Source organism: Microbacterium sp. (assembly GCF_049650565.1).
In the GTDB taxonomy this organism is placed as follows: domain Bacteria; phylum Actinomycetota; class Actinomycetes; order Actinomycetales; family Microbacteriaceae; genus Microbacterium.
Genome location: NZ_JBASAK010000028.1, coordinates 101,209 through 125,202, shown reverse-complemented (window position 1 = coordinate 125,202; position 23,994 = coordinate 101,209). Strand labels below are relative to the sequence as shown.

Here is a 23,994-nt window from a genome sequence, read left to right as displayed (position 1 = left end):
GGCGGCGTCTCAGTCCGTGACGACGGGCTCGAACCAGGTGCCGATGGGGGCGCCCTCGAGCGCCTTGCCGACGAGGTCCGCGCTCGTGACCAGCACGCCGATCCCGGCCGCCGCGGCCATGCGGGCGGCGGACACCTTCGTGGCCGCTCCCCCGGTGCCGACGCTGTTGACGACCGACGCGCCGAACTCGAGCCCGGTCAGGTCGGCGTCCGCGGCGACGACGTCGATCGGCTCCGCATCCGGATCCATCGGCGGCTTGGTGTACAGCGAGTCGACGTCGCTCAGCAGCACCAGCGCGTCGGCATGCAGCAGCGTCGCGACAAGGGCCGCGAGCCGGTCGTTGTCGCCGAAGCGGATCTCCTGCGTGGCCACCGTGTCGTTCTCGTTGACGATGGGCAGCACGCCCAGCGCCAGCATCCGGTCCATCGCGCGACGCGCGTTGCTGCGCGGCGTGGGGTTCTCCAGGTCGCCGGTGGTCAGCAGCACCTGTCCGGCGACGATGCGGAACGGCCGCAGCGCCTCCTGGTAGCGGAACACCAGCATGTTCTGGCCGACAGCCGCAGCGGCCTGCTGCGTCGCGAGATCGTTCGGGCGGGAGCCGAGATCGAGCACCGGGATGCCGGTGGCGATGGCGCCCGAGGACACCAGCACCACCTCGACGCCACGACGATGCGCCATGGACAGCGCCTGCACGATCAACGGGATGCGCCAGGACGCCTCACCGCTGATCGAGGAGGATCCGACCTTGACGACGATGCGCGTGGCCGTGGCGAGGTCTGCGCGATCGCGCGCGCTCATTCCTCGCCCTCGCGGGATGCCAGACGCTGCTGCTCCAGCTCGGCGCGGGCGGCCGCCTTGGCATCCATCCGCTCGTGATACCGCTCCCGTCGCTCGCCGGTGGTGCGCCGGCTCGTGCCGCCGATGCGGATGTCGGTGCCACGCGGCGAGGTCATCAGCTCGGCGGTGGAGGCGATGGAGGGCTCCCAGTCGAACACGACGCTGTTGTCGCCCGTGCCGATGACGACCGTGGATCCGGCGACCGCGCCGGCCTTCAGCAGCGCGTCCTCGACGCCGAGCTTCTCGAGCCGGTCGCCGAGGTAGCCGACGGCCTCCTCGTTCTGGAAGTCTGTCTGCTGCACCCAGCGCACCGGCTTCTCGCCCAGCACGCGGTACACGTTGCCGTAGGTGCCGCCCTCGACCCGGATGGTGAAGTCGGCCTGCGCGCCCTTCGGGCGGATCACGATGCGCTCGGCGGGCGCCTCGACGGCGACGGCCTGGCGGTGCTCCTCGACGAGCTCCGCCAGTGCGAAGCTCAGTGGGCGCAGACCCTCGCGGGAGACCGTGGAGATCTCGAACACGCGGAAGCCGCGCGCCTCGATGTCGGCGCGCACCATGTCGGCCAGGTCGCGGGCCTCGGGCACGTCGACCTTGTTCAGCGCGACGAGCTGCGGGCGCTCCAGCAGCGGGATCTGCCCCTCCGGCACCTCGTAGGCGGCGAGTTCGGCGAGGATGACGTCCAGGTCGGAGAGCGGGTCGCGACCGGGCTCGAGCGTCGCGCAGTCCAGCACGTGCAGCAGCGCACTGCAGCGCTCGACATGACGCAGGAACTCCAGGCCCAGGCCCTTGCCCTCGCTGGCGCCCTCGATGAGTCCCGGCACGTCGGCGACCGTGTAGCGGCGCTCGCCCGCCTGCACGACGCCCAGGTTCGGGTGCAGTGTGGTGAACGGGTACTCCGCGATCTTCGGACGCGCAGCGGACATCGCGGCGATCAGGCTCGACTTGCCGGCGGAGGGATAGCCGACCAGGGCCACATCGGCGACGGTCTTCAGCTCGAGGACGACCGAGCCCTCCTGGCCGGGCGTGCCCAGCAGGGCGAAGCCCGGAGCCTTGCGCTTGGGCGAGGCCAGCGCCGAGTTTCCCAACCCGCCGCGACCGCCCTCCATGATCACGAATCGCTCGCCGGGGACGACCATGTCGTGGATGAGCTCGCCCTCGGGCGACTTGACCACGGTGCCCAGCGGCACGGGCAGCTCGAGCGTCTCGCCGTCATAGCCGGAGCGGTAGTCGCCCATCCCGAAGCCGCCGTTGCCGCTGCTGCGGTGCGGCGAGTGGTGGTAGGACAGCAGGGTCGTGACCTGCGGGTCGCCGACCAGGACGATGTCCCCGCCGTCACCGCCCTTGCCGCCGTCGGGTCCGCCGAGCGGCTTGAACTTCTCGCGCTTGACCGAGACGCAGCCGTTGCCGCCCTTGCCTGCTCGCAGGTGCAGGGTGACGGTGTCCACGAACGTGACCATGTCGCTCCTTCGGGTTCCCGAGCTCGTCGAAACGGGCCCATACGCAGGAAAGGGGCGAGCCGAAGCCCGCCCCCTTCCGAGAAAGTCTGCTGTGCTTACTGAGCGGCAGCGACGATGTTGACGACCTTGCGGCCGCCCTTCGTGCCGAACTCGACAGCGCCCGCCTCGAGGGCGAACAGCGTGTCGTCGCCGCCGCGTCCGACGTTCGCACCGGGGTGGAAGTGCGTGCCGCGCTGGCGGACGATGATCTCGCCGGCGTTGACGGCCTGGCCGCCGAATCGCTTCACGCCGAGTCGCTGTGCGTTGGAGTCACGACCGTTGCGGGTCGAGCTCGCACCCTTCTTGTGTGCCATTTCTCAGCTCCTCTTCGTGCTTACTTGATGCCGGTGATCTTGACGCGCGTGAGGTCCTGGCGGTGCCCCTGGCGCTTCTTGTAGCCGGTCTTGTTCTTGAACTTCTGGATGACGATCTTCGGGCCGCGGAGGTTGCCGAGAACCTCAGCGGTGACCTTGACCTTTGCCAGCTTGTCCGCGTCGGTGGTCACCGTGGCGCCGTCGACGAGGAGCACGGCAGGAAGCTCGATCTTCTCGCCCTGGGCGGCCTGAACACGGTCGAGCTGAACGATCGTGCCGACCTCGACCTTCTCCTGCCGTCCACCGGCGCGCACTACTGCGTAAACCACTTCATACCTGTTTCGTTGGGGAGCGGACTGCTCCGGGAATCTCACGGGAAGACTGCTGCTTGCGTACGACGCCTTCGCGAAGGGTGCGGACGCAAGACTTCTGTCGCCGGGTGGGCAGACAGGGGTCTCGCACCAAAGGACTACTTTACCGGAATGCGGAGGATGCCGCAAAGTGAGCACCGTGGTGTGTCGGACCTAGGATCACGATATGACCGTTCTCGTCGACGACCCCGTCTGGCCTGCGCACGGTCGACTCTGGGCGCACCTGGTCAGCGACAGCGACCTGGATGAGCTGCACGCCCTGGCTGCGGCCGCGGGCATCCCCCGGCGGGCGTTCGACCGCGATCACTACGACGTTCCGGCAGACGCGCTGCCGAGGCTCCTCGCCGTCGGTGCGCAGCATGTGGGCGGCAAGGAGCTCACCAGGCGTCTGATCGCCTCAGGACTGCGCGTCAGAGCTCGGGAGCGACACTGAGTCGGATGCCGCGGCGTGGGCGCCTGCTGTGAGCATGGCCGTGGTGACGCGACGGCGGTTGCGTCCCTGTCCGGGGGCCTTCGGCTCGGGCAGCGCGTCCAGGACGGAGTCCAGCAGCTGCTCTGCCTCGGTCTTCGGCCCCTTGCGGTCGGAGCCGCGCTTCTTGCGGCTCTTCTTGGGGCGATCGTGCACGACGGGCTCCTCGGCCTGCTCGGCGACGGCCACAGGGGCTTCGCCGGAGACGGGGGCGATGGTGGAAGCCGCGATCGCGGCCAGCGCCGACTTCGCGCCTTCGGTGATGCCGTGCGGGCTGACTGCGGCCGGAGCCTGCGCGGGCGCCGGCGCGGCGGACTGCTGCGACGACGAGGGCGAGCCACCACGCGAGCGACGCCCCTGGTTGCCGCCGTTGTTCGACGAGCCGCCACCGCGGTGCTTGACCACAGGATCGTGGTGCACGACCACGCCGCGGCCCGCGCAGACCTCACACGCCTCGCTGAAGGTCTCCAGCAGGCCCAGGCCCAGCTTCTTGCGGGTCATCTGCACCAGGCCGAGCGACGTGACCTCGGCCACCTGGTGCTTGGTGCGGTCGCGGCTCAGGCACTCGACCAGACGGCGCAGCACCAGATCGCGGTTGGATTCGAGCACCATGTCGATGAAGTCGACGACGATGATGCCGCCGACGTCGCGCAGGCGCAGCTGGCGGACGATCTCCTCAGCCGCCTCGAGGTTGTTCTTGGTGACGGTCTCCTCGAGGTTGCCGCCGGTGCCGACGAACTTGCCGGTGTTCACGTCGATGACCGTCATGGCCTCGGTGCGGTCGATCACCAGCGAGCCGCCGGACGGCAGCCACACCTTGCGGTCCAGCGCCTTCTCGATCTGCTCGGTGATGCGGTAGGCGTCGAACGGGTCGACGTCGTCGGTGTAGGTCTCCACCCGCTCCAGCAGGTCGGGAGCGACGCTCTCCAGGTAGGCGCTGATGGTGCGATGCGCGTCGTCGCCCTGGATGGTCATGCGCGCGAAGTCCTCGTTGAAGACGTCACGGACGATCTTGACCAGCAGGTCCGGCTCCGCGTGCAGCAGCGACGGGGCCTGCTGGTTCTGCACGAGCTTCTGGATGTGCTCCCACTGAGCGGTCAGGCGCTGCACGTCGCGGGTCAGCTGCTCCTCGGTGGCGCCCTCGGCCGCGGTGCGGACGATCACGCCGGAGGACTCCGGCAGCACCTCCTTGAGGATGCGCTTCAGGCGCGCGCGCTCATTGTCGGGGAGCTTGCGGGAGATGCCGTTCATGGAGCCGCCCGGCACGTACACGAGGTAGCGGCCGGGCAGCGAGACCTGGCTGGTCAGGCGGGCGCCCTTGTGGCCGACCGGGTCCTTGGTGACCTGCACCAGCACGCGGTCGCCCGGCTTGAGCGCGAGTTCGATGCGTCGCGGCTGGTTGCCGGTCTCCACGGCATCCCAGTCCACCTCGCCGGAGTACAGCACGGCGTTGCGTCCGCGGCCGATGTCGACGAAGGCCGCCTCCATGCTGGGCAGCACGTTCTGCACGCGGCCGAGGTACACGTTGCCGATCAGCGACGCGTCCTGGTTGCGCGCGACGTAGTGCTCGACGAGCACATTGTCCTCGAGCACGCCGATCTGAGTGCGGCCGTTCTTGGCGCGCACGACCATCATGCGGTCGACCGCCTCGCGGCGGGCGAGGAACTCGGCCTCGGTGACCACGGGGCGGCGGCGTCCGGCATCCCGCCCGTCACGGCGGCGCTGCTTCTTGGCCTCCAGGCGGGTGGAGCCCTTGATCGCCTTCGGCTCGGTGATGTACTCAACGGTGTGCTGGCGCTGACGGCGGTCGTCACGACCCTCACGACCCTCGCCGTCGGATCCGCGGTGACGGCTGCGGCGGCGCGAGAACGCCGATCCGCTGTCATCGTCGTCCTCGCCGCGGTGGTGCTCCACCGCAGGAAGGGCGACGATCTCGGGCGCGTAGAAGTGCAGCTGCGTGGAGACCTGCGAGACGAACACCTCGGGCAGCAGCCCCAGTGTCACGGCCGTGACAGGCTTCGGCTCCTCCGGCTCGGCCGGCGTCTCCGGCTCGGCCGGCGTCTCCTGCTCGGCCGGTCTGGCGGGCTCCACGGCATCCGTCTCCGTCGCAGCGGACTCGTCCACCACGATCTCAGCGGACTCCTCGGCTACCGGCTGCGCCGGCGTCTCGTCGAGGGTAGGGGTGGTCTTGTCATCATTCTCATCGGCCATCTCGGGCGGACTCCCTGCGCGGGCACTGCGTGCGCCGCGGAAACTCGTGCGGCTGTACTGCGGCCGCGAACTCAATCGGCATGCGATCGGCTCTGTCGCCGGATCACGTGGGGCATACCGCCCCGAAGTCTTGTCGATGCGATCGCGATTCCTCGCGACGACACCTTCGTCCATTATCGCATCCCGATCGCGCTGACGCCGCATCACCACGACACGCGCGCGTCTGCTCTCACGCCGATCGCATAGCCCGCGCTGGGATAATCCCGATATGAGCGCGCAGAAGACACGTCACGTCGGCTACGGCATCTGGCTGATCATCGCCAGTCTCGCGGGCTGGTGGGCGGCGTTCCAGCTCACGATGGACAAGTTCGCGACTCTGGAGAACCCGAACGCCGCTCTGGGCTGCAACATCAGCGTGTTCCTGTCCTGCGGCACGAACCTGGAGTCCTGGCAGGGCTCGGTGTTCGGTTTCCCGAACCCGATCATCGGTGTGGCCGGCTGGATGGCGGTGCTCGTCATGGGCGTGGCCGTGATCGCCGGCGTGAGGTTCCCACGCTGGTTCTGGGGGCTGTTCGGCCTGGGGATCCTGTTCTCGTTCGTGTTCATCGCCTGGCTGATCGGGCAGAGCTTCTTCGACCTGCACACGCTGTGCCCCTGGTGCGGGGTGACCTACCTCGCCGTGATCCCCACTTTCCTGGCGACGGTCGTGGAGCTGGGCCGCAACGGCACGCTCTCGAAGAGGAAGCCAGTGCAGGATGCCTTCGGCCGCCTGATGGCCTGGACGCCCCTGGCATCCATCGTCGTGTTCGCGGTCATCGTGGCGATCGCGCAGTTCGCCGGCGTCGATCTGCTCGGCGAGGTCGCGCGGATGCTGTGACGTGCTGACGGCCCTTCACTTCGACTCGCTGACGCTCGCTGAGCACGAGCGACGGGCTCAGGAACCCACGATCATGGGTTGCTGAGCCCGTCGAAGCATCGAGTCAGTCGAACCAGATGCCCAGCTCGCGCTGCGCGGACTCGGGGCTGTCCGAGCCGTGCACGAGGTTCTGCTGCACGGCCAGGCCCCAGTCGCGGCCGAAGTCGCCGCGGATGGTGCCGGGTGCTGCCGAGGTCGGGTCGGTGGTGCCGGCGAGCGACCGGAAGCCCTCGATGACGCGGTTGCCGGCCAGGCGGATCGCGACCGACGGGCCCGACATCATGAACTCGATGAGCGGCTCGTAGAACGGCTTGCCCTGGTGCTCTTCGTAGTGCTTCGCGAGCACGTCGCGGTCGGGCTCGACCAGGCGGATGTCGACGAGCGCGTAGCCCTTCGCCTCGATGCGGGCGAGGATCGCGCCGGTCAGCCCGCGGGCGACGCCGTCGGGCTTGACGAGGACGAGGGTTTCTTCAGTGGCCATGTCATTCGCTTCCTGTCTGAGACTCGGTGGTCTTCTGCGGCGGGGTCTGCCTGCGGTCCATCCGGGCCCCCACGATCGTCGCATATCCCCACATGCCGCCGAAAATCAGGGCGACCAGCGCGATGGCGGGCACGAGGACGGCGGATGCCACGACGATCAGCTGCAGGGCCCAGCCTGCGATGATGGCGCCGGGGCGCGCGATCGCACCCGCCACGGCGATCAGCAGCACGCCCAGGACAACACCGCCAACGATCCCCCACCAGTCCGGGACCGGGTGCGGCAACGCCTTCAGGCCGTAGACCGTGAGGCCAGCGAGGAAGACCACGACGGACTCGAAGCCCAGCACGATGGCGCCGAGCTTCTGGGCCAGCGTGCGCGGCGCGCGCGTCTTCGGCGTGCGAGGGCTCATCCGTGCCATCCGCTCTTCCAGTCCTCCTCCTCGGAGAGCAGGATCGCCTCCCCGGCGAGGTGGATGGAGCCTGCGATGACGACGGCGCGACGCTCGGAGGCAGAGGCCCACTCGCGGGCCGCGTCCACGGCATCCGCAAGGGTCGGATGCACGCTGGCGCGGCGCCCGCGCTCCTCGACGAGGTCGGCGAGCGCGTCGGCCTCCTCGGCGCGCACGGAGTCGACCGTGGTGGTGAACACCTCAGCGACCACCGGCAGCAGCTGATCGACGATGCCCGCGGTGTCCTTGTCGGCGAAGATGCCCAGCACCAGACCCCATTCGTCGAAGTCGAAGCTGTCCTGCAGTGCGCGCACCAACGACGCGGCGCCGTGCGGGTTGTGCGCGGCGTCCACCACGACGGTGGGCGAGACGCCGAGCAGCTGCAGCCGGCCCGGCGAGGTCGCGCCGTGCAGCCCGTCCGAGACGATGTCGGCGGCGATGCGCTGCTCGCCGGCCCCGATCAGGGATTCGACCGCGACGACCGCGAGGGCTGCGTTGTGGCCCTGGTGCGCGCCGTACAGCGGCAGGTACTCGTCGGGGTATTCCCCCGCAAGGCCTCGGATGCTGATCATCTGACCGCCCACGGCCAGCGCCTGCGCGGAGAGTCCGAACCGGTCGCCCTCGAAGGCGATGGGGGCGTTCTTCTCCGCAGCGACGCGCCGCAGCACGGCTTCGGCCTCGGGGCGCTGCTCGGCCGACACGACCAGGGCGCCCTCCTTGATGATGCCCGCCTTGACGGTCGCGATCTTCTCGATGGTGTCCCCGAGCCGGTCGGCGTGGTCCATGTCGATGGGCGCGAACACCGCCACATCGCCGTCGGCGGTGTTGGTGGAATCCCATTCGCCGCCCATGCCGACCTCGAGCACCAGCACGTCGACCGGCGCGTCGGCCACGGCCACGAACGCCAGCACCGTGAGCAGCTCGAAGAACGTCAGCGGAGCGTCGCCCGCCGCCTCGAGCTCGGCATCCACGATCGAGACGAACGGCTCGATCTCGTCCCACGCGTCGGCGATCGCCGCATCCGCGATCGGCTCGCCGTCGATCATGATGCGCTCCGTGAAGCGCTTCAGGTGCGGACTGGTGAACAGGCCGGTGCGCAGCCCGTGGGCGCGCAGCAGGCTCTCGATCATCCGGGCCGTGGACGTCTTGCCGTTGGTGCCGGTGATGTGCACGACGCGGTAGGTGCGCTGCGGGTCGTCCAGCAGCGTCAGGATGCGGGCGACCCGCTCCTTGCGCGGCTGCACCCAGCGCTCCCCCGCGCGCTCCAGGAGCTTGTCGTAGACGGCGTCGGCGCGCTGAACGTCACTCATGCGCCACCTCCGATCCGGCTGACGGCCACGGTGAAGGCATCGCGGTTGGCGTAGGTGCCCTTGCCGATCTCGGCGGCGTACTCGCTCTCAGCGAGCTCATCGCCGGCGCGCAGCAGGCTGTGCTCGAGTGCGAGTGTCTCGCCGGCGACATCCGCCAGCTCGAACGCCTGGTGCACGGCCTCTGCATCCGCATCATCCACGAACCGCAGCTGCAGGCGGATCCGGTCGCTGACGTCGAAGCCGGCCTTCTTGCGAGTGTCCTGCACGGCGCGGATGATGTCGCGGGCCAGACCCTCGGCCTCCAGCTCGGGCGTGGTCGTGGTGTCCAGCAGCACGAAGCCGCCGTCCGGCACGAGCGCAAGCGCCTCGCCATCCGGGCGGCCGGCGGTCTCCAGCACGAGCTCGTACTCCTGCGGTTCCAGCGCGACACCGCCGGCGACGACCTGTCCCTTCCACTCGCGCCACTGCCCGGACTTGGCGGCAGCGATCACGCGCTGCACGTCCTTGCCCAGACGGGGACCGGCGGCACGGGCATTGACGCTGAGGCGATGACTGATGCCGTACTCGGTCGCGGTGTCCTCACCCAGCTGAATGAACTCGACGGACTTGACGTTGAGCTCCTCGCGCAGGATGTCCTCGAACTGCGCCAGATCGGACGCGAGCGGCGAGACGACGGTCAGCCGCGCCAGCGGCAGGCGCACGCGCAGCTTCTCCTTCTTGCGCAGGGCGTTGCCCACGCTGGAGAGCTCGCGCACGGCATCCATGGCGTCGCGGACGTCGTCCGCAGCGGGGAAGAGATCGGCATCCGGCCAGTTCGTCAGGTGCACGCTGCGTCCGCCGGTCAGGCCCTGCCAGATGCGCTCGCTGATCAGCGGGACCAGCGGCGCCGCCACGCGGGTGAGCGTCTCCAGCACGGTGTACAGCGTGTCGAACGCGTCGATCCCTGAGCCCGTCGAAGGGTCGATCCCCTCCCAGAATCTGTCGCGGGAGCGGCGGATGTACCAGTTCGTCAGCACTTCGGCGAAATCGCGCAGACGAGCGGATGCCGTGGTCGAGTCCAGCCCCTCCAGGTCGGCCTGCACCTCGCGGATGAGATCGCCGAGCCGAGCCAGGATGTAGCGATCCAGCACATCGGTGGAGTCCGTGCGCCACGCGGCCTCGTACCCCTCGGGGGTCGCCGCGTTCGCGTACGTCGCGAAGAAGTACCACGAGTTCCACAGCGGCAGCAGGAACTCCCGCACCCCTGCGCGGATGCCCTCCTCCGTGACGGCGAGGTTGCCGCCGCGCAGCACCGAGCTCGACATGAGGAACCACCGCATGGCGTCGGAGCCGTCGCGGTCGAGCACCTCGCTGACGTCGGGGTAGTTGCGCAGCGACTTGGACATCTTGTACCCGTCGCTGCCCAGCACGATGCCGTGGCAGGCCACGCCGCTGAACGCGGGGCGGTCGAACAGCGCCGTGGAGAGCGCGTGCATCACATAGAACCAGCCGCGGGTCTGCCCGATGTACTCCACGATGAAGTCCGCCGGCGCATGCGAGTCGAACCACTCCTGGTTCTCGAACGGATAGTGCACCTGCGCGTACGGCATCGAGCCGGAGTCGAACCACACGTCGAAGACGTCCTCGATGCGGCGCATCGTGCTCTTGCCGGTGGGGTCGTCCGGGTTCGGCCGGGTGAGCTCGTCGATGTACGGGCGGTGCAGATCCACCTCGCCGTCGGCGTTGTGCGGCAGACGCCCGAAGTCGCGCTCCAGGTCGGCCAGCGAGCCGTACGCGTCCACGCGCGGGTGCTCGGGGTCGTCGCTCTTCCAGATCGGGATGGGCGAGCCCCAGTACCGATTCCGGCTGATCGACCAGTCGCGCGCGCCCTCGAGCCACTTGCCGAACTGGCCGTGCTTGACGTTCTCGGGCACCCAGGCGATCTGCTCGTTGTTCGCCAGCATCCTGTCCTTGAAGTCCGTGACGCGCACGAACCAGCTGGACACGGCCTTGTAGATGAGGGGGTTCCGGCACCGCCAGCAGTGCGGGTAGGAGTGCACGTAGCTCTGCTCGCGCAGCAGCCGCCCGTCAGCCTGCAGCAGCCGGATGAGCGGACGGTTGGCGTCCATCCAGAGCATCCCCGCGACCTCGGTGATGTTCGGCAGGAACTTCCCGCCGTCGTCGAGGGAGAGGATGGTCGGGATGCCGGCGGCGTTCGTCACCCGCTGGTCGTCCTCACCGTAGGCGGGAGCCTGGTGAACGATGCCGGTGCCGTCGGTGGTGGTGACGTAGTCGTCGACGAGGATGCGCCAGGCCATCTCGGTGCCCCACACCTCGGTGTCGGCGTAGTAGTCGAACAGGCGGTCGTAGGTGATGTCCTCGAGATCCTTGCCGCGATGGATGGCCTCGACGGCGGCGAGCGCGTCCTCCGCGGACTCGTAGCCGAGGTCCTTGGCATAGCTGCCCAGCAGTTCGCGGGCGATCAGGTAGCGGTGCGCGGCCGTCTCGGCGGGGTCGTCGCCGGCGACCACGTCAGTCGCACCGTTCGGACCCGCGGGCACCACTGCGTACTCGATCTCGGGCCCGACGACCAGGGCGAGGTTGGTGGGCAGGGTCCACGGCGTGGTGGTCCAGGCCAGGGCGCGCACCGCCGTGAGGCCCAGGGTCTCGGCCTTCGCGCCGGTGAGGGGGAACGTGACGGTGACCGAGGGGTCCTGACGGTCCTGGTAGACGTCGTCGTCCATGCGCAGCTCGTGGGTGGAGAGCGGGGTCTCATCGCGCCAGCAGTATGGCAGCACGCGGTAGCCCTCATAGGCGAGGTTCTTGTCGTAGAGCGTCTTGAACGCCCACAGCACGCTCTCCATGTAGCCGAGGTCCAGCGTCTTGTAGCCGCGGTCGAAGTCCACCCAGCGGGCCTGGCGGGTGACGTAGTCCTGCCACTCGCGGGTGTAGGCCAGCACCGATTCGCGCGCCTTCGCGTTGAAGACGTTGACGCCCATGTCCTCGATCTCGTGCTTCTCGGTGAGTCCGAGCTGCTTCATCGCCTCGAGCTCGGCGGGCAGACCGTGGGTGTCCCACCCGAAGACACGGTCGACCTTCTTGCCCAGCATGGTCTGGAAGCGCGGGAACAGGTCCTTGGCGTAGCCGGTGAGCAGGTGGCCGTAGTGCGGCAGGCCGTTGGCGAAGGGCGGGCCGTCGTAGAAGACCCACTCCTCGGCATCCTCGCGCTGCGCGATGGACGCCCGGAAGGTGTCATCGTTCTTCCAGAACTCGAGCACCTCGGTCTCGATCTCGGGGAATCGCGGACTCGGGGTGACGGCGGCCGGGCCGAAGGCGGCGCCGGCATCGGTCCCTGAGCTTGTCGTTTGTACTGAGCGAGCGTCAGCGAGTCGAAGTGAAGGGCGCGGGTATGTCATCGTCTCTCGCAGTGGTCGTGGGCGGATGCTGCTGCGAGGACGACCCGTGCTCTCGCGCGGACCGCGGTACCACCTCACGTACTGCTGGGCCCCTGAGCCAGTCGAAGGGTCGAAGCAATCACTCTCACTGCGGCGATGACGGGCCTGCCCCGCTCGGTTCTACCGACCCCGCCTGCTCAACGACCCTTGGGTCGCTGAGCCTGTCGAAGCGTTCTTCCGAGAGCTCCCCGGTGATGGCCGGATCAGTGCTGATTCGGCCATTCTACGCGCATCTGGTCACTGCTCGCTGTGCCGCCGGCCCGGGCCTCGGGCGCTTCGCGCGGGGATATGCATCACCCGCGGACGGATTCCCGGCATCCGTCCGCGCGAAGCGCATCCTTCCGCGCGACGTGCACGGAGGGCAGACGTCGGCCCCTCCCCTTAGAGTCGAACGCATGGTTCGTCGCAGCGAGGATCTCCGCCCGCCCCTGGTCACCGCTCCGGATCTGCCACCGCACCTGGAGCAGGCGGATCCCCGGCGCAGCACGGATCTGCATGCGTCGCGCATCGAGTTGAGCGGGGATGCCGAACTCTCGCACTCCACACTGGAGCAGTGCGTGCTGACCGGTAGCTCAGGCGCCCTCGAACTGCGCGGCGCGACTCTGATGGACGTCGAGTTGCAGAACGTGCAGGTCACGACCCTTGCCGCCCGCGACGCGAACCTGCGGCGCGTGCGCCTCACCGGCGGCCGGATCGGCACGCTGGACCTCACCGACACGCGCATCCACGAATTGGAGCTGCAGGGCGTGCGCATCGACTACCTCACGTTGGGCGGTGCCAAGGCCACCGACGTGCTGGTGGAGCACTGCCAGATCACCACGCTGGATCTGCCCGGCAGCACGCTCACCCGCATCGCGTTCACGGACACCCGCTGCGACGAGGTCGACCCGCACGGCCTGCGCGCCGAGCACGTCGATCTGCGCGGTCTGGATGCTCTGGCGTTCCTCGACGTGAACTCGCTGCGAGGCACCACGCTGACCGTGGCGCAGGTCGAGCAGCTGGCGCCGGTGTTCGCGGCATCCGCCGGCATCTCGGTGCGCGACTGATCTCAGTGACGTACAACAGTACGTACGTCGAGAGGGTGCAGAGATGAAGACCATGAGCTACAGCGATTCGCGCGCACGGTACGCGGAGGTGCTGGACAGCGTCGTGAACGACGCGAAGAGGTCGTCATCACGCGTGCCGGCCGCGAGCCCGCCGTGATCGTCTCCCTCGACGATTACGAGTCCCTGAAGGAGACTGCTTACCTGCTGCGCAGTCCCGCCAACGCCCGTCGTCTGCTGACGTCGATCGAAGCGCTGGAATCCGGTGAGGGAACCGCCCGGGAACTGCTCGAGTGAAGATCGTCTTCAGCCCCGAGGCCTGGGAGGACTGTCTCTGGTGGCAGGCCCAGGACCGCAAGCTGCTGAAGCGCATCAATCAGCTCATCACCGATGCCACGCGCAACGGCAATGAGGGAATCGGCAAGCCCGAGCCTCTGAAGCACGGGTTCTCCGGGTACTGGTCACGACGCATCAACGCCGAGCACCGGCTGATCTACCGGGTTCTGGACGACGAGGTGCGCATCGCAGCCTGCCGGTACCGCTACTGACCTGCGGCCAGCAGCTCGCGGGTGAACGGATGCCGGGGATCGGCGAACACGTCGGTGATCAGCCCCTGCTCCACGATCACGCCCTTCTGCATGACCAGCACGTCGTCGCACACCGAGGCGATCACGCCGAGGTCGTGCGAGACGAACACCATGGTCAGCGCGCGCTCGCGCTGGAGACGCGCCAGCAGGTCCAGCACGTGCTGCCGCACCGTCGGATCCAGCGCGGAGACCGGCTCGTCGAGCACCATCACCTGCGGGTCGGCGGCGAGCGCCCGGGCGATGGCCGCGCGCTGACGCTGACCGCCGGAGACCTCCCGCGGACGGCGAGACGCCAGCGCCGGATCCAGGCCCACCTCCGTCAGCAGCTCCGCGACCCGCCTTCCGCGTTCGCGCCGCGGAACCCCGGCGGCCTGCAGCGCCTCGCGCAGTGAGCGCCCGACGCGCCAGCGCGGATCGAACGCGCCCAGCGGATTCTGGTGCACGAGCTGCACCCGCTGCGGCGAGGCCCACTCCAGTGTCCCGGAATCCGGACGTTGCACCCCGACGATCATGCGGGCGAGCGTGGTCTTGCCCGAACCGGATTCCCCCACGATGCCCAGCGTGCGGCCGGCACCGAGTGCGAACGTCGCGTCGACCACGGCTGGGCGGTCGAATGACTTCGAGACGCTGAGCGCGCGCAGCAGGGGCGCACCCGGCGCCGCCACCGCAGTGCGCGGTGCCGGCGTGCTGGCAGCGATCAGCTCCCTGGCGTACTCGGTGCGCGGGGCGCGCATCACCTCCTCGACGGCGCCCTGCTCGACGACCGCCCCGTCGCGCATGACAAGCACGCGGTCGGCCACGCGTCGCACGGCGGCGAAGTCGTGGCTGATGAACACCACCGCCGTGCCGCCGTCGGCGATGCCCCGCAACAGCGTGAGGATGCGGGCCTGCACGGTGGCATCCAGCGCCGTCGTCGCCTCGTCGGCCACCAGCACCGCGGGATCCGCGGCCAGCGCGGAGGCGATCAGCGCGCGCTGCTGCAGCCCGCCGGACAGCTCGTGCGGATGGTTGCGCGCACGCCGCTCGGGCTCGGGCATGGCTGCTGCGGTCAGCAGGTCGAGCACCCGCTGCGGGCGATCTCGCGGATGCAGGCCGTGGATCTCCATCGGCTCCGCGATCTCATCGCCGATCCGCCGCAACGGGTCCAGCGCTGCCAGCGCATCCTGCGAGACCAGAGCGATCCTGCGTCCGCGCATCCGACGCCAGCCCGCAGGGCCCAGCTGCGCAGCATCCGTCCCCGCGATCCACAGCCGCTCCACTCGTGAGACCGCGCCCGCCGGCAGCAACCCCAGCAGGGCGCGGGCGGTGAGCGACTTGCCGGCGCCGGACTCGCCGACGATGGCCACGCACTCGCCCGGTTCGACGGTGAACGACACGTCGTCGACCACCGAGCGCCCGCCGATCGTGATGCGAAGTCCCTGCAGGTCGACGGCGCTCATGCCGCGCCTCCGTCCAGCCTGCGGCGCAGCGCCCTGCCCAGCACCGTCGCGCTGATGACGGTGAGCGTGATGGCCAGCCCGGGGAACACCGAGATCCACCAGGCCTGCCCCAGCACGTTGCGCCCGCCGGAGAGCATGAGTCCCCATTCCGGGTCGGGCTCGGCAGGCCCCAGCCCCAGGAAGCTGAGGCCGGCCGCGGAGAGGATGGCCGAGCCGATGCCGATGGTGGCCAGCACGCTCAGTGCGCCCAGCACGCTCGGCACCACGTGGCGACGGAAGGCCCGTATCCGCCCGACGCCGACGATGCGCGAGGCCTCGACGTACTCGGCGGAGCGCTGCGTGAGTGTCTGCGTGCGTGCCAGCCGAACGTACACCGGCACCGCGGCGATGGTCACGGCGATCGCGACGTTGACGCCGCCCGGGCCGAGGACGGCGACCACGATGAGCGCGACCAGGAACTCCGGGAATGCCATCAGCACGTCCGTCACGCGCATCAGCACTGCATCCGCCAGTCTCGGAGCGACGCCGGACAGCGCCCCGATGGCCAGCCCGATGACGAGGGCCAGGGCGGTGGCCAGCAGGCCGATGCCGGCCGAGCGGGCAGCGCCGTGCACCACGCGGGAGAGCACGTCTCTGCCCGACTGATCGGTGCCGAAGAGGTGCACGGCGTTCGGCGGCTGCAGCGCGGCTCGCACGTCAGTCTGCAGCGGGTCGTGGGAGGTGAGCAGGTCGGGAGCGAACGCGGCGACGGCGACCAGCGCGAGGAACGCCGCCGCCAGCCACAGCCCTACCCCCCTCATCACCGTTCCTCCATCACCGCGTCGGCGGCGCGTTCGACGAAGACCCGCCGGCTCGCACGCAGACGCGGATCCAGCAGAGGATGCGCGAGCTCGACGAGCGTGTTGACGATGACGAACACCAGGGCGCTGAGCATGATGACGCCCGCCACCACGGGCAGATCACGGTTGAGGATGGCAGCCAGCGTGATGCGCCCGAGGCCCGGGCGGGCGAACACGGTCTCCACGAGCACGGCGCCGCCCAACAGGGACCCGGTCAGGTAGGCGGCCAGCGTGAGCGCGTTGGCAGCGCCGTGCCGCAGCGAGTGACGAAGCACCAGCCGCGCCGGTCCCGCACCGCGCGCCCGCACCGTCTCGGCGAACGGCTGCCGCTCGGCCCGGTCGATGCCGTCGCGCAGCACCTGCCCGATCAGCGCCGCCACCGGCAGTGCCAGCGTCACGGCGGGCAGCACGAGCGTCGCCGGCGTCCGGGATCCCGCGACCGGGAACCAGCCCAACCAGAACGAGAACACCGCCAGCAGCAGGATGCCGATCCAGAACACCGGCGAAGAGAGCACGACCAGTTCGAGGCCCACGACGATCCCCTGGGCGATCCCACGGCGCGCGAACAGCGCCCCGGCCAGTGCCAGCACCACCGCGATCAGCAGCGCCAGCGCGGTCAGCTGCAGCGTGGGTCCGAGCTGGCGGCCGATGACCTCGGTCACCGGCATCCGCAGCTGGTAGGACTGGCCGAGATCGCCGTGCAGCAGCCGACCCAGATACGACAGGTACTGCACCAGCGGCGGCTGGTCCAGCCCCAGATCGGTGCGGATGCCGGCCTTGACCTGTTCGCTGACCTGCGACTGCGGGCCCAGCATGGCCGTGACCGCATCTCCGGGGATGATCCGGAACGCCAGGAACGCCAGCGTCGCCGCGCCCCACAGGACGATGACGGCGGATGAGGCGATCCCGGCGATCCGGGTCAGAGCGCGTGGCACGCAGGCCTCAGCCGGCGAGGCTCACGGTGTAGAACAGCGGACGGCCGTACAGGTCGTAGGTCAGTCCCTTGACGTCCTTCGACGTGGCCGTGATGGCCGAGGACACGTACAGCGGCACGATGGCCACGTTCTCGGCGTTCCACTGCTGCACCTGCTGGTAGATCGTGGCGCGGGCGGCCGCGTCGGTGGCGGACAGTCCGTCCTGCAGCAGCTTGTCCAGGGCGGGGTCGCTGACCACGGACGCGTTCTGGAAGCCGTCGGTGCCCAGGTGGCTGCGCAGCAGGTCGGGGTCGACGCCCGAGAAGTCCCAGTCGGTGATGTCGTAGGTCCTGGGGCCGTACTGCTCGTTGTACGCGGCCGGCTCCAGCGTCTCGCGCTTGATCTCGAAGCCGACCTTCTTCAGGTCGGACTGGATGGCGTTGGCCATGGCGGTGTGCTCGTCGGAGACGGGGGTCCACGCGATCCAGCGTGCGGACAGGCGCTTGCCGTCCTTGGTGCGGTAGCCATCGGAGTCGCGGGCTGTCCAGCCGGCCTCGTCCAGCAGCCGGTTCGCCTTGTCAGGGTCGAAGGTCCGGGTGCCCTCGAGCGAGGCGTCGTAGCCGGGCGTGGTCGGGCCGAGAATGCTCCAGGCACGGGGGAACTGGCCGAAGAAGATCTGCTTGACCGCGGCATCCACGTCGATGGACAGCTCGAACGCACGGCGCACGCTCTGGTCGGCGAACACGCCGTACTTCTCGTTGAGGAACAGCGAGTACGGCAGGCCGGGGTACTCCTTGGCCGTGACGGTGATGGCCTTGCCCAGGCTCTTGACCGCACTCGGCGGCAGGTTGCTCGCGATCTGCGCCTCACCGGAGCCGACGACACCGGCGCGGACGGATGCCTCGGGCAGCAGCTCCACGCGCAGGGTCTTGATCGCAGGCTTCTTGGCGCCGTCGGGACCCCACGCATAGTCGTCGTTGCGGGTGTAGACGATCTCCTGGTTCGCGGTGTACGAGGTCATCGTGAACGGGCCGGTGCCGACGTTGACGTCGGGTCCTCCGGCCTTGATCTGGTCGCCTGCGCTCTTGATCACCTTCGGCGACCAGAACCCGAGCTGCGCGGTGCTGGCAGCCTGCAGGAACGGGGCGTAGGGCTTCGTGAAGTCGACCTCGACGGTGTGCGGGTCGATGACCTTCGTCCCGGCGTACAGCTCGCCGCCGAGCATGGCCGCGGCCTGCGCGGACTCGGTCTTGGGATCGACGATGCGGTCGAAGTTGGCCTTGACCGCTGCCGCGTCGAACACGGTCCCGTCGGTGAAGGTCACGTCATCGCGCAGCGTGAAGGTGTAGGTCTTCCCGTCGTCGGAGACCTTCCAGCTCTTGGCCAGCCACGGCGAGAACGTGCCGTCGGCCTCCTGGTAGACCAGCGAGTCCAGCACCTGGCGCTGCACCATGGCTGTGGAGTCGAGCTGGCTGGACTGCGGGTCCATCTTGCCGTTGGAGAGGTTGGCGCCCTCGACGGCCCAGGTGATCTCGGCATCCGGATTCGCACCGGATTTCGCGCCGGAATCGGATGCCGGTCCTGCGCACGCGCTGAGCACGAGAGCGGATGCTGCGGCGAGAGCGGCCAGGGGAAGAAGACGGCGCACGGGAAGAGAAGGCATTCGGGAACCTCGGAAGAGTGCGGGAAAAGGGGTGTGCCTCCATCGTACCGGCGGTTCTTGGACGCGGTCGATCTACGCACCCTCCAGATTCAGCCGATAGAATCTCCCCACAACCCACACTCAGGCACGCTCACACAGTGCCGCACACATCGCTCAAGGAGACCTTCATGTCCGCCATCCCCGACAAGCCCGCGCTCGAAGGTCTCGAAGCGAAGTGGGGTGAGCGCTGGAACGAGCAGGGAACCTTCCTGTTCGATCGCGCCAAGGCCACGGCATCCGGCCGCACGGGCGTCTACTCCATCGACACTCCCCCGCCCACGGCATCCGGCAGCCTGCACATCGGCCACGTGTTCTCGTACACGCACACCGACATCAAGGCGCGCTTCGAGCGCATGCGCGGCAAGAACGTCTTCTACCCGATGGGCTGGGACGACAACGGCCTGCCCACCGAGCGCCGCGTGCAGAACTACTACGGCGTGCGCTGCGACCCGTCCCTGCCGTACGACCCGGACTTCACCCCGCCGTTCCACGGCGACGCGAAGAGCCTGAAGCCGGCCGACCAGCTGCCCATCAGCCGCCGCAACTTCATCGAGCTGTGCGAAGAGCTCACCATCGAGGACGAGAAGCAGTTCGAGGCGCTGTTCCGCCAGCTCGGCCTCAGTGTCGACTGGACGCAGACCTACCGCACCATCTCCGACGACACCATCCGGCAGAGCCAACTGGCGTTCCTGCGCGGACTGGAGCGCGGCGAGGCGTACCAGTCGCTGGCCCCCACGCTGTGGGACATCGACTTCCGCTCCGCCATCGCGCAGGCCGAGCTCGAGGACCGCGAGCAGCAGGCCGCCTACCACCGGCTGGCGTTCCACAAGTCCGACGGCTCCGGCGATATCCACATCGAGACCACCCGCCCCGAGCTGCTGGCGGCCTGCGTAGCGCTGGTCGCGCACCCCGACGACGAGCGCTACCAGCCGTACTTCGGGTCCACCGTGCGCACCCCGATCTTCGACGTCGAGGTGCCCGTGCTGGCGCACCACCTCGCGCAGCCCGACAAGGGCTCCGGCATCGCCATGATCTGCACCTTCGGCGATGTGACCGACATCGTGTGGTGGCGCGAGCTGGACCTGCCCAACCGCACCATCCTCGGCAAGGACGGCCGCGTGCTGGCCGATGCTCCCGAGGCGATCACCTCGGATGCCGGTCGTGACGCGTACGCGCAGCTGGCCGGCAAGACGGTCTTCAGCGCCCGCAAGGCGATCGTGGAGCTGCTGGGCGAATCAGGTGAGCTCGTCGAGGTGGGCAAGCCGTTCAGCCACGCCGTGAAGTTCTTCGAGAAGGGCGACCGCCCGCTGGAGATCGTCTCGACGCGCCAGTGGTACATCCGCAACGGCGCGCGCGACGAGCAGCTGCGCGACCAGCTGCTGGAGAACGGCCGCCAGATGGCCTGGCACCCCGACTTCATGCGCGTGCGCTACGAGAACTGGGTGGGCGGGCTCACCGGCGACTGGCTGGTGTCGCGCCAGCGCTTCTTCGGCGTGCCGATCCCGATCTGGTACGGCCTGGACGAGAACGGCGAGCGCGACTACGACCGTGTGCTGACCCCGTCGCACGAGGAGCTGCCGATCGACCCGACCAGCTCGGTACCGGCCGGCTACACCGAGGAGCAGCGCGGCGTGCCCGGCGGCTTCGTGGCCGAGCAGGACATCTTCGACACCTGGGCCACCTCCTCGCTCACCCCGCAGCTGGCCGGCGGCTGGCAGCGCGACGAGGAGCTGTGGAACACGGTGGCGCCGTTCGACCTGCGCCCGCAGGGCCAGGACATCATCCGCACCTGGCTGTTCTCCACCATGCTCCGCTCCACGGAGGAGGACCAGCGCGCCCCGTGGGCCAACGCCGCCATCTCCGGCTTCATCGTGGATCCCGACCGCAAGAAGATGTCCAAGTCCAAGGGCAACGTGGTCACCCCCGCCGACATCCTCGACAAGCACGGATCGGATGCCGTGCGGTACTGGTCGGCGTCCAGCCGGCTGGGCATGGATGCGGCGTTCGACCCGCAGAACCCTACGCAGGTGAAGATCGGCCGCCGCCTGGCGATCAAGATCCTCAACGCGGCGAAGTTCGTGCTGTCGTTCCCCGTCCCCGAGGGCGCGCAGATCACGCACGCCCTGGATGCCTCGATGCTGGTCACCCTCGACCAGGTGGTGCGCGAGGCCACGGCCGCATACGAGAACTACGACCAGGCCAAGGCGCTGGAGGTCACCGAGTCGTTCTTCTGGACGTTCTGCGACGACTACCTGGAGCTCGTGAAGGAGCGCGCCTACGACCGGACCGACGTGGGGCAGGCATCCGCTGCGCTCGCGCTGCGCCTGGCGCTGTCGACGCTGCTGCGGCTGCTGGCGCCGATCATCGCGTTCGCCACCGAGGAGGCGTGGAGCTGGTTCGAGGAGGGCTCGATCCACACGGCCGCATGGCCGGAGCCGCTGGCGATCGAGGGCGATCCGGCTGTGCTCGCCACGGCCAGCGAGGCGCTGATCGGCATCCGCCGGGCGAAGACCGAGGCCAAGGCCTCGCAGAAGACGCCGGTGGCCACCGCGACCATCTCGGCGCCCGCTGCGAAGCTCGAGGCGCTGCGCGCGGCTGCCGAAGACCTGCGCGCCGTGGGCCGCATCGCCGAGTTGTCGTTCGCGGAGGCCGACGAGCTGGCCGTCACGGCCATCGAGCTTGCCCCGGTGGAGGCCTGATCATGCAGCTCGGCACGCGCTGGGCCGTGGGCGCAGAGCCCCCGGCATCCGTCCCCGCGGCCCTCCGCCCCGCGATCGCCGAGGTGGAGGCGACCCTCACTGGATCCCTGAGCTCCACCACTGGGTCCCTGAGCCTGTCGAAGGGCGGAAACTGGACCCTCACCTGGCTGGAGGGCCGCCCGCTGGCCGAACTGGATGCCGGGTGGGAGGTCCTGCTCACGGCATCCGGTGAAGTCATCGCCCGCCCCTTCGAGGACTGAACTCCTTCGTCGAGACCCCTCCAAGAGGTCGAGCATCTAGCGACGCGGGCGGGATCCCAGTGCCAGCATCGCGGTGTCCAGCGCGCGAGGGTCCTGTTTGCGGGACTGCTGCTCGCGCAGGATGTCCAGCGCGATCTCGTGACGGTCGGCGCGAAGTTCACGGCGGTGCTCGGTATACGCGGTGATGGCGTCGGCGAGGCGCAGCAGCGTGCGCTCGACGGCGGTCGGTGTGGCGAGGTGAAGCGTGGCGGCGGTCATGAGCGATTCTCCTTCTCGGTCGAGACGGGCAGGTCGAAGATCTCGGCGCGAAGGGACACGCGCCGGGTGTCGGGCTGGGACTCCTGGCCGCGATAGCGCTCCACCATGGCATCCACCAGCTCGGAGAGCTCCCGGCGCACCTCGAGCATCTGCTCGGGCGTGAGATCGAGCATCGTGGTCATCACGAGTCCGGCATCCCGCCATTCCTCCGGCTGCTCGGATGTCGGGCGGTTGAGGTACTCCATCAATGACTGATGACGCAGGCGGAAGAACTCAGAGGTGACGATCTCCGCTGCCGCCCGACCTGCCGGCGACATCGAGTCGTCAGGTCCGGGGAGGTTGATGCGACCCTTCGGGCGCTCCCACCAGCGCTCGCGCGCCGTGCCGCGATCCGGGATCTCGCGGATGAGGTCCTTCGCGGCCAGCGCCCGCAGGTGGTAGCTGGTGGCCCCGGAGGTCTCGCCGATGATCGCAGCGAGCGTGCTCGCGGTCTGCGGCCCTCGCTCACTGAGCAGGTCGTAGATGCGCACGCGCAGGGGATGCGCGAGCGCCTTCAACGCTCCGGCATCCAGCGTCCGTCCTTCTTCGTTCTCCGTCATGCATGCAAAGATACCCTTGCAACGATCTCTTTGCAAGTACTTCTTTGCAGAGAGTCTTCTGCACTCCGCCTGATCTGCCTTCCTTCGTCGAGACCCCGCCTTATCACCGAGACCCCTGCCGGCAGACGTCCGCATCACGGGGTATGGGCGGCAGGCCGGGGTCTCGGCGAAAGAGGACCGGGCGTCAGTCGCTCACGGCATCCCGGGCCGCGACGAACGCCGCAACGCAGCGCTCCACCTGCTCGGGCGTGTGCGCGGCCGACAGCTGCACGCGGATGCGCGCCAGGCCGCGGGGCACGACCGGGAAGCTGAACGCGGTCACGTACACGCCGTGCTTCTGCATCTCGGCGGCGATCCGCGCGGTCAGCGCGGCCTCGCCGAACATGACGGGGACGATGGGGTGCTCCCCCGGCTGCAGCGTGAAGCCCTCCTCGGTCATGCGAGTGCGGAACAGCTCCGCGTTCTCGCGCAGGCGCGCGCGCAGGTCGGCGGAGCCCTCCACGAGGTCCAGAGCCGTCAGTGTGCCGGCCACGATCGCCGGCGCGAGAGTGTTCGAGAACAGGTACGGACGGGAGCGCTGGCGCAGCAGGGCGACGATGTCACGGTGCGAGGCGACGTACCCGCCGGATGCGCCGCCCAGCGCCTTGCCGAAGGTGCCGGTGTAGATGTCGACGCGATCGCTCACGCCGCACAGCTCGGGCGTACCGCGGCCGCCTGCGCCGATGAAGCCGACGGCGTGCGAGTCGTCGACGAAGACCAGCGCGTCATACTTCTCTGCCAGATCGCAGATCTCCGGCAGCTTGGCGATGTAGCCGTCCATCGAGAACACGCCGTCGGTGACGATCACGCGGAAGCGGGCGCCCGCCGCATCCTTCAGCTGCTGCTCGAGGTCGGCCATGTCGCTGTTGCGGTAGCGGTAGCGCTGGGCCTTGGACAGGCGGATGCCGTCGATGATCGACGCGTGGTTGAGCTCGTCCGAGATGATCGCGTCCTCCGCCGAGAACAGCGTCTCGAACACGCCGCCGTTGGCGTCGAAGCAGGACGAGTACAGGATGGCATCCTCGGTGCCGAGAAATGCCGCCAGGCGCCGCTCCAGTTCGAGGTGCTGCTCCTGCGTGCCGCAGATGAAGCGCACGCTGGCCATGCCGTAGCCCCACTCGTCCAGCGCGTCCTTGGCTGCGGCGAGGATGCGCGGGTCGTCGGCGAGCCCCAGGTAGTTGTTGGCGCAGAAGTTGAGCACCTCGGCGCCATCGGCGGTGATCTCGGCGCTCTGCGGGCCGCGGATGCCGCGCTCGCGCTTGGTGAGCCCCGCCTCCTCGATGCCCGCGAGTTCGGTGGCCAGGTGGTCCTTGAAGGTCGTGTACATC

The 23,994-nt window shown here is 69.1% G+C and carries 22 protein-coding genes and 1 pseudogene; 7 read left to right on the top strand and 16 right to left on the bottom strand.

The window, feature by feature from the left end:
• Positions 1-9: 9 nt before the first annotated feature.
• The 4 genes from proB to rplU all read right to left on the bottom strand — a co-directional run bounded on the left by proB (position 10) and on the right by rplU (position 2,976).
• The gene (proB, locus tag WA967_RS04830) at positions 10-798 is read right to left on the bottom strand and encodes a glutamate 5-kinase (protein WP_424419757.1); all 789 of its coding nucleotides are present in this window, start codon (positions 796-798) and stop codon (positions 10-12) included.
• Positions 795-2,294: a GTPase ObgE gene (gene obgE / locus WA967_RS04825; protein WP_424419756.1), complete on the bottom strand. Its 1,500-nt coding sequence runs from the start codon at positions 2,292-2,294 to the stop codon at positions 795-797. Before obgE ends, proB begins: the two co-directional genes overlap by 4 nt.
• Before the next feature lie 95 nt (positions 2,295-2,389).
• Positions 2,390-2,647: a 50S ribosomal protein L27 gene (rpmA, locus tag WA967_RS04820; protein WP_298867169.1), complete on the bottom strand. Its 258-nt coding sequence runs from the start codon at positions 2,645-2,647 to the stop codon at positions 2,390-2,392.
• Between the two features lie 20 nt (positions 2,648-2,667).
• Positions 2,668-2,976 carry a 50S ribosomal protein L21 gene (gene rplU / locus WA967_RS04815; protein ID WP_183037746.1) on the bottom strand — a complete coding sequence of 103 codons (309 nt, stop codon included), beginning with the start codon at positions 2,974-2,976 and terminating at the stop codon, positions 2,668-2,670.
• A gap of 208 nt (positions 2,977-3,184) precedes the next feature.
• Between rplU and WA967_RS04810 the strand changes: the two genes are divergently transcribed.
• Positions 3,185-3,451, top strand: coding sequence for a DUF4031 domain-containing protein (locus tag WA967_RS04810; protein ID WP_424419755.1), 267 nt, complete (start codon positions 3,185-3,187; stop codon positions 3,449-3,451).
• Here the strand turns inward: WA967_RS04810 and WA967_RS04805 are convergent.
• The gene (locus WA967_RS04805) at positions 3,416-5,698 is read right to left on the bottom strand and encodes an Rne/Rng family ribonuclease (protein ID WP_424419754.1); all 2,283 of its coding nucleotides are present in this window, start codon (positions 5,696-5,698) and stop codon (positions 3,416-3,418) included. The two genes, WA967_RS04810 and WA967_RS04805, sit on opposite strands and share 36 nt — an antisense overlap.
• A gap of 268 nt (positions 5,699-5,966) precedes the next feature.
• Here WA967_RS04805 and WA967_RS04800 point away from each other — a divergent pair, with 268 nt between their 5' ends.
• Positions 5,967-6,575, top strand: a complete 609-nt coding sequence (locus WA967_RS04800; protein WP_424419753.1) for a vitamin K epoxide reductase family protein — start codon at positions 5,967-5,969, stop codon at positions 6,573-6,575.
• 103 nt (positions 6,576-6,678) lie between these two features.
• Here the strand turns inward: WA967_RS04800 and ndk are convergent, their stop codons facing one another.
• From ndk to ileS, 4 genes are read right to left on the bottom strand one after another with little or no spacing between them, the layout of a single operon-like run.
• A complete protein-coding gene (gene ndk / locus WA967_RS04795; protein ID WP_424419752.1) occupies positions 6,679-7,095 on the bottom strand; it encodes a nucleoside-diphosphate kinase in 417 nt (138 codons plus the stop codon).
• A 1-nt stretch (position 7,096) separates the two neighbouring features.
• Positions 7,097-7,504: a DUF4233 domain-containing protein gene (locus WA967_RS04790; protein ID WP_424419751.1), complete on the bottom strand. Its 408-nt coding sequence runs from the start codon at positions 7,502-7,504 to the stop codon at positions 7,097-7,099.
• Positions 7,501-8,853, bottom strand: coding sequence for a bifunctional folylpolyglutamate synthase/dihydrofolate synthase (locus tag WA967_RS04785; protein ID WP_424419750.1), 1,353 nt, complete (start codon positions 8,851-8,853; stop codon positions 7,501-7,503). The genes WA967_RS04790 and WA967_RS04785 overlap by 4 nt, the downstream gene beginning before the upstream one ends.
• Positions 8,850-12,248 carry an isoleucine--tRNA ligase gene (gene ileS, locus WA967_RS04780; protein WP_424419749.1) on the bottom strand — a complete coding sequence of 1,133 codons (3,399 nt, stop codon included), beginning with the start codon at positions 12,246-12,248 and terminating at the stop codon, positions 8,850-8,852. The genes WA967_RS04785 and ileS overlap by 4 nt, the downstream gene beginning before the upstream one ends.
• Positions 12,249-12,682: 434 nt before the next feature.
• On the opposite strand from ileS, the gene WA967_RS04775 reads away from it, so the two are divergent.
• From WA967_RS04775 to WA967_RS04765, 3 genes and pseudogenes are all read left to right on the top strand, one after another.
• The gene (locus WA967_RS04775) at positions 12,683-13,333 is read left to right on the top strand and encodes a pentapeptide repeat-containing protein (RefSeq protein WP_424419748.1); all 651 of its coding nucleotides are present in this window, start codon (positions 12,683-12,685) and stop codon (positions 13,331-13,333) included.
• 43 nt (positions 13,334-13,376) lie between these two features.
• A pseudogene (locus WA967_RS04770) lies at positions 13,377-13,627 on the top strand (type II toxin-antitoxin system Phd/YefM family antitoxin).
• Positions 13,624-13,878, top strand: a complete 255-nt coding sequence (locus tag WA967_RS04765; protein WP_424419747.1) for a Txe/YoeB family addiction module toxin — start codon at positions 13,624-13,626, stop codon at positions 13,876-13,878. Before WA967_RS04770 ends, WA967_RS04765 begins: the two are co-directional and overlap by 4 nt.
• Here the strand turns inward: WA967_RS04765 and WA967_RS04760 are convergent.
• Genes WA967_RS04760 through WA967_RS04745 form a run of 4 tightly spaced genes read right to left on the bottom strand, consistent with a single transcriptional unit; the run spans position 13,872 to position 18,772 of the window.
• Positions 13,872-15,356, bottom strand: a complete 1,485-nt coding sequence (locus WA967_RS04760) for an ATP-binding cassette domain-containing protein (protein WP_424419746.1) — start codon at positions 15,354-15,356, stop codon at positions 13,872-13,874. The genes WA967_RS04765 and WA967_RS04760 overlap by 7 nt on opposite strands.
• Positions 15,353-16,156: an ABC transporter permease gene (locus WA967_RS04755; protein WP_424419745.1), complete on the bottom strand. Its 804-nt coding sequence runs from the start codon at positions 16,154-16,156 to the stop codon at positions 15,353-15,355. The genes WA967_RS04760 and WA967_RS04755 overlap by 4 nt, the downstream gene beginning before the upstream one ends.
• Complete coding sequence (locus WA967_RS04750; protein ID WP_424419744.1) at positions 16,156-17,130, bottom strand: ABC transporter permease; 975 nt, start codon at positions 17,128-17,130, stop codon at positions 16,156-16,158. Before WA967_RS04750 ends, WA967_RS04755 begins: the two co-directional genes overlap by 1 nt.
• 7 nt (positions 17,131-17,137) lie before the next feature.
• Positions 17,138-18,772 (bottom strand): ABC transporter substrate-binding protein, encoded by a 1,635-nt coding sequence (locus tag WA967_RS04745; protein WP_424419743.1) that lies wholly within the window; start codon positions 18,770-18,772, stop codon positions 17,138-17,140.
• Positions 18,773-18,939: 167 nt separating this feature from the next.
• Between WA967_RS04745 and valS the strand changes: the two genes are divergently transcribed.
• Positions 18,940-21,510, top strand: a complete 2,571-nt coding sequence (gene valS, locus WA967_RS04740) for a valine--tRNA ligase (RefSeq protein WP_424419742.1) — start codon at positions 18,940-18,942, stop codon at positions 21,508-21,510.
• A 2-nt stretch (positions 21,511-21,512) separates the two neighbouring features.
• Positions 21,513-21,770 carry a hypothetical protein gene (locus WA967_RS04735; protein WP_424419741.1) on the top strand — a complete coding sequence of 86 codons (258 nt, stop codon included), beginning with the start codon at positions 21,513-21,515 and terminating at the stop codon, positions 21,768-21,770.
• A 36-nt stretch (positions 21,771-21,806) separates the two neighbouring features.
• Here WA967_RS04735 and WA967_RS04730 read toward each other — a convergent pair whose 3' ends face one another.
• The 3 genes from WA967_RS04730 to WA967_RS04720 form a co-directional block, all read right to left on the bottom strand.
• Entirely contained in the window at positions 21,807-22,028 is a 222-nt protein-coding gene (locus tag WA967_RS04730; RefSeq protein ID WP_424419740.1) for a hypothetical protein, read from the bottom strand.
• The gene (locus WA967_RS04725; RefSeq protein WP_424419739.1) at positions 22,025-22,627 is read right to left on the bottom strand and encodes a helix-turn-helix domain-containing protein; all 603 of its coding nucleotides are present in this window, start codon (positions 22,625-22,627) and stop codon (positions 22,025-22,027) included. The genes WA967_RS04730 and WA967_RS04725 overlap by 4 nt, the downstream gene beginning before the upstream one ends.
• A 184-nt stretch (positions 22,628-22,811) precedes the next feature.
• Complete coding sequence (locus WA967_RS04720) at positions 22,812-23,993, bottom strand: glycine C-acetyltransferase (protein ID WP_424419738.1); 1,182 nt, start codon at positions 23,991-23,993, stop codon at positions 22,812-22,814.
• Between the last annotated feature and the right edge of the window lies 1 nt (position 23,994).

What these genes read in the sequence shown, in the direction of transcription:
- WA967_RS04735 (WP_424419741.1), top strand. Translation starts at nt 21,513, where the DNA reads ATGCAGCTCGGCACGCGCTGGGCCGTGGGCGCAGAGCCCCCGGCATCC.
- proB (WP_424419757.1), bottom strand. Translation starts at nt 798, where the DNA reads ATGAGCGCGCGCGATCGCGCAGACCTCGCCACGGCCACGCGCATCGTC.
- obgE (WP_424419756.1), bottom strand. Translation starts at nt 2,294, where the DNA reads ATGGTCACGTTCGTGGACACCGTCACCCTGCACCTGCGAGCAGGCAAG.
- WA967_RS04725 (WP_424419739.1), bottom strand. Translation starts at nt 22,627, where the DNA reads ATGACGGAGAACGAAGAAGGACGGACGCTGGATGCCGGAGCGTTGAAG.
- rpmA (WP_298867169.1), bottom strand. Translation starts at nt 2,647, where the DNA reads ATGGCACACAAGAAGGGTGCGAGCTCGACCCGCAACGGTCGTGACTCC.
- WA967_RS04805 (WP_424419754.1), bottom strand. Translation starts at nt 5,698, where the DNA reads ATGGCCGATGAGAATGATGACAAGACCACCCCTACCCTCGACGAGACG.
- WA967_RS04800 (WP_424419753.1), top strand. Translation starts at nt 5,967, where the DNA reads ATGAGCGCGCAGAAGACACGTCACGTCGGCTACGGCATCTGGCTGATC.
- valS (WP_424419742.1), top strand. Translation starts at nt 18,940, where the DNA reads ATGTCCGCCATCCCCGACAAGCCCGCGCTCGAAGGTCTCGAAGCGAAG.
- WA967_RS04790 (WP_424419751.1), bottom strand. Translation starts at nt 7,504, where the DNA reads ATGAGCCCTCGCACGCCGAAGACGCGCGCGCCGCGCACGCTGGCCCAG.
- ndk (WP_424419752.1), bottom strand. Translation starts at nt 7,095, where the DNA reads ATGGCCACTGAAGAAACCCTCGTCCTCGTCAAGCCCGACGGCGTCGCC.
- WA967_RS04755 (WP_424419745.1), bottom strand. Translation starts at nt 16,156, where the DNA reads ATGAGGGGGGTAGGGCTGTGGCTGGCGGCGGCGTTCCTCGCGCTGGTC.
- WA967_RS04775 (WP_424419748.1), top strand. Translation starts at nt 12,683, where the DNA reads ATGGTTCGTCGCAGCGAGGATCTCCGCCCGCCCCTGGTCACCGCTCCG.
- WA967_RS04760 (WP_424419746.1), bottom strand. Translation starts at nt 15,356, where the DNA reads ATGAGCGCCGTCGACCTGCAGGGACTTCGCATCACGATCGGCGGGCGC.
- WA967_RS04785 (WP_424419750.1), bottom strand. Translation starts at nt 8,853, where the DNA reads ATGAGTGACGTTCAGCGCGCCGACGCCGTCTACGACAAGCTCCTGGAG.
- WA967_RS04720 (WP_424419738.1), bottom strand. Translation starts at nt 23,993, where the DNA reads ATGTACACGACCTTCAAGGACCACCTGGCCACCGAACTCGCGGGCATC.
- WA967_RS04810 (WP_424419755.1), top strand. Translation starts at nt 3,185, where the DNA reads ATGACCGTTCTCGTCGACGACCCCGTCTGGCCTGCGCACGGTCGACTC.
- WA967_RS04730 (WP_424419740.1), bottom strand. Translation starts at nt 22,028, where the DNA reads ATGACCGCCGCCACGCTTCACCTCGCCACACCGACCGCCGTCGAGCGC.
- ileS (WP_424419749.1), bottom strand. Translation starts at nt 12,248, where the DNA reads ATGACATACCCGCGCCCTTCACTTCGACTCGCTGACGCTCGCTCAGTA.
- WA967_RS04745 (WP_424419743.1), bottom strand. Translation starts at nt 18,772, where the DNA reads ATGCCTTCTCTTCCCGTGCGCCGTCTTCTTCCCCTGGCCGCTCTCGCC.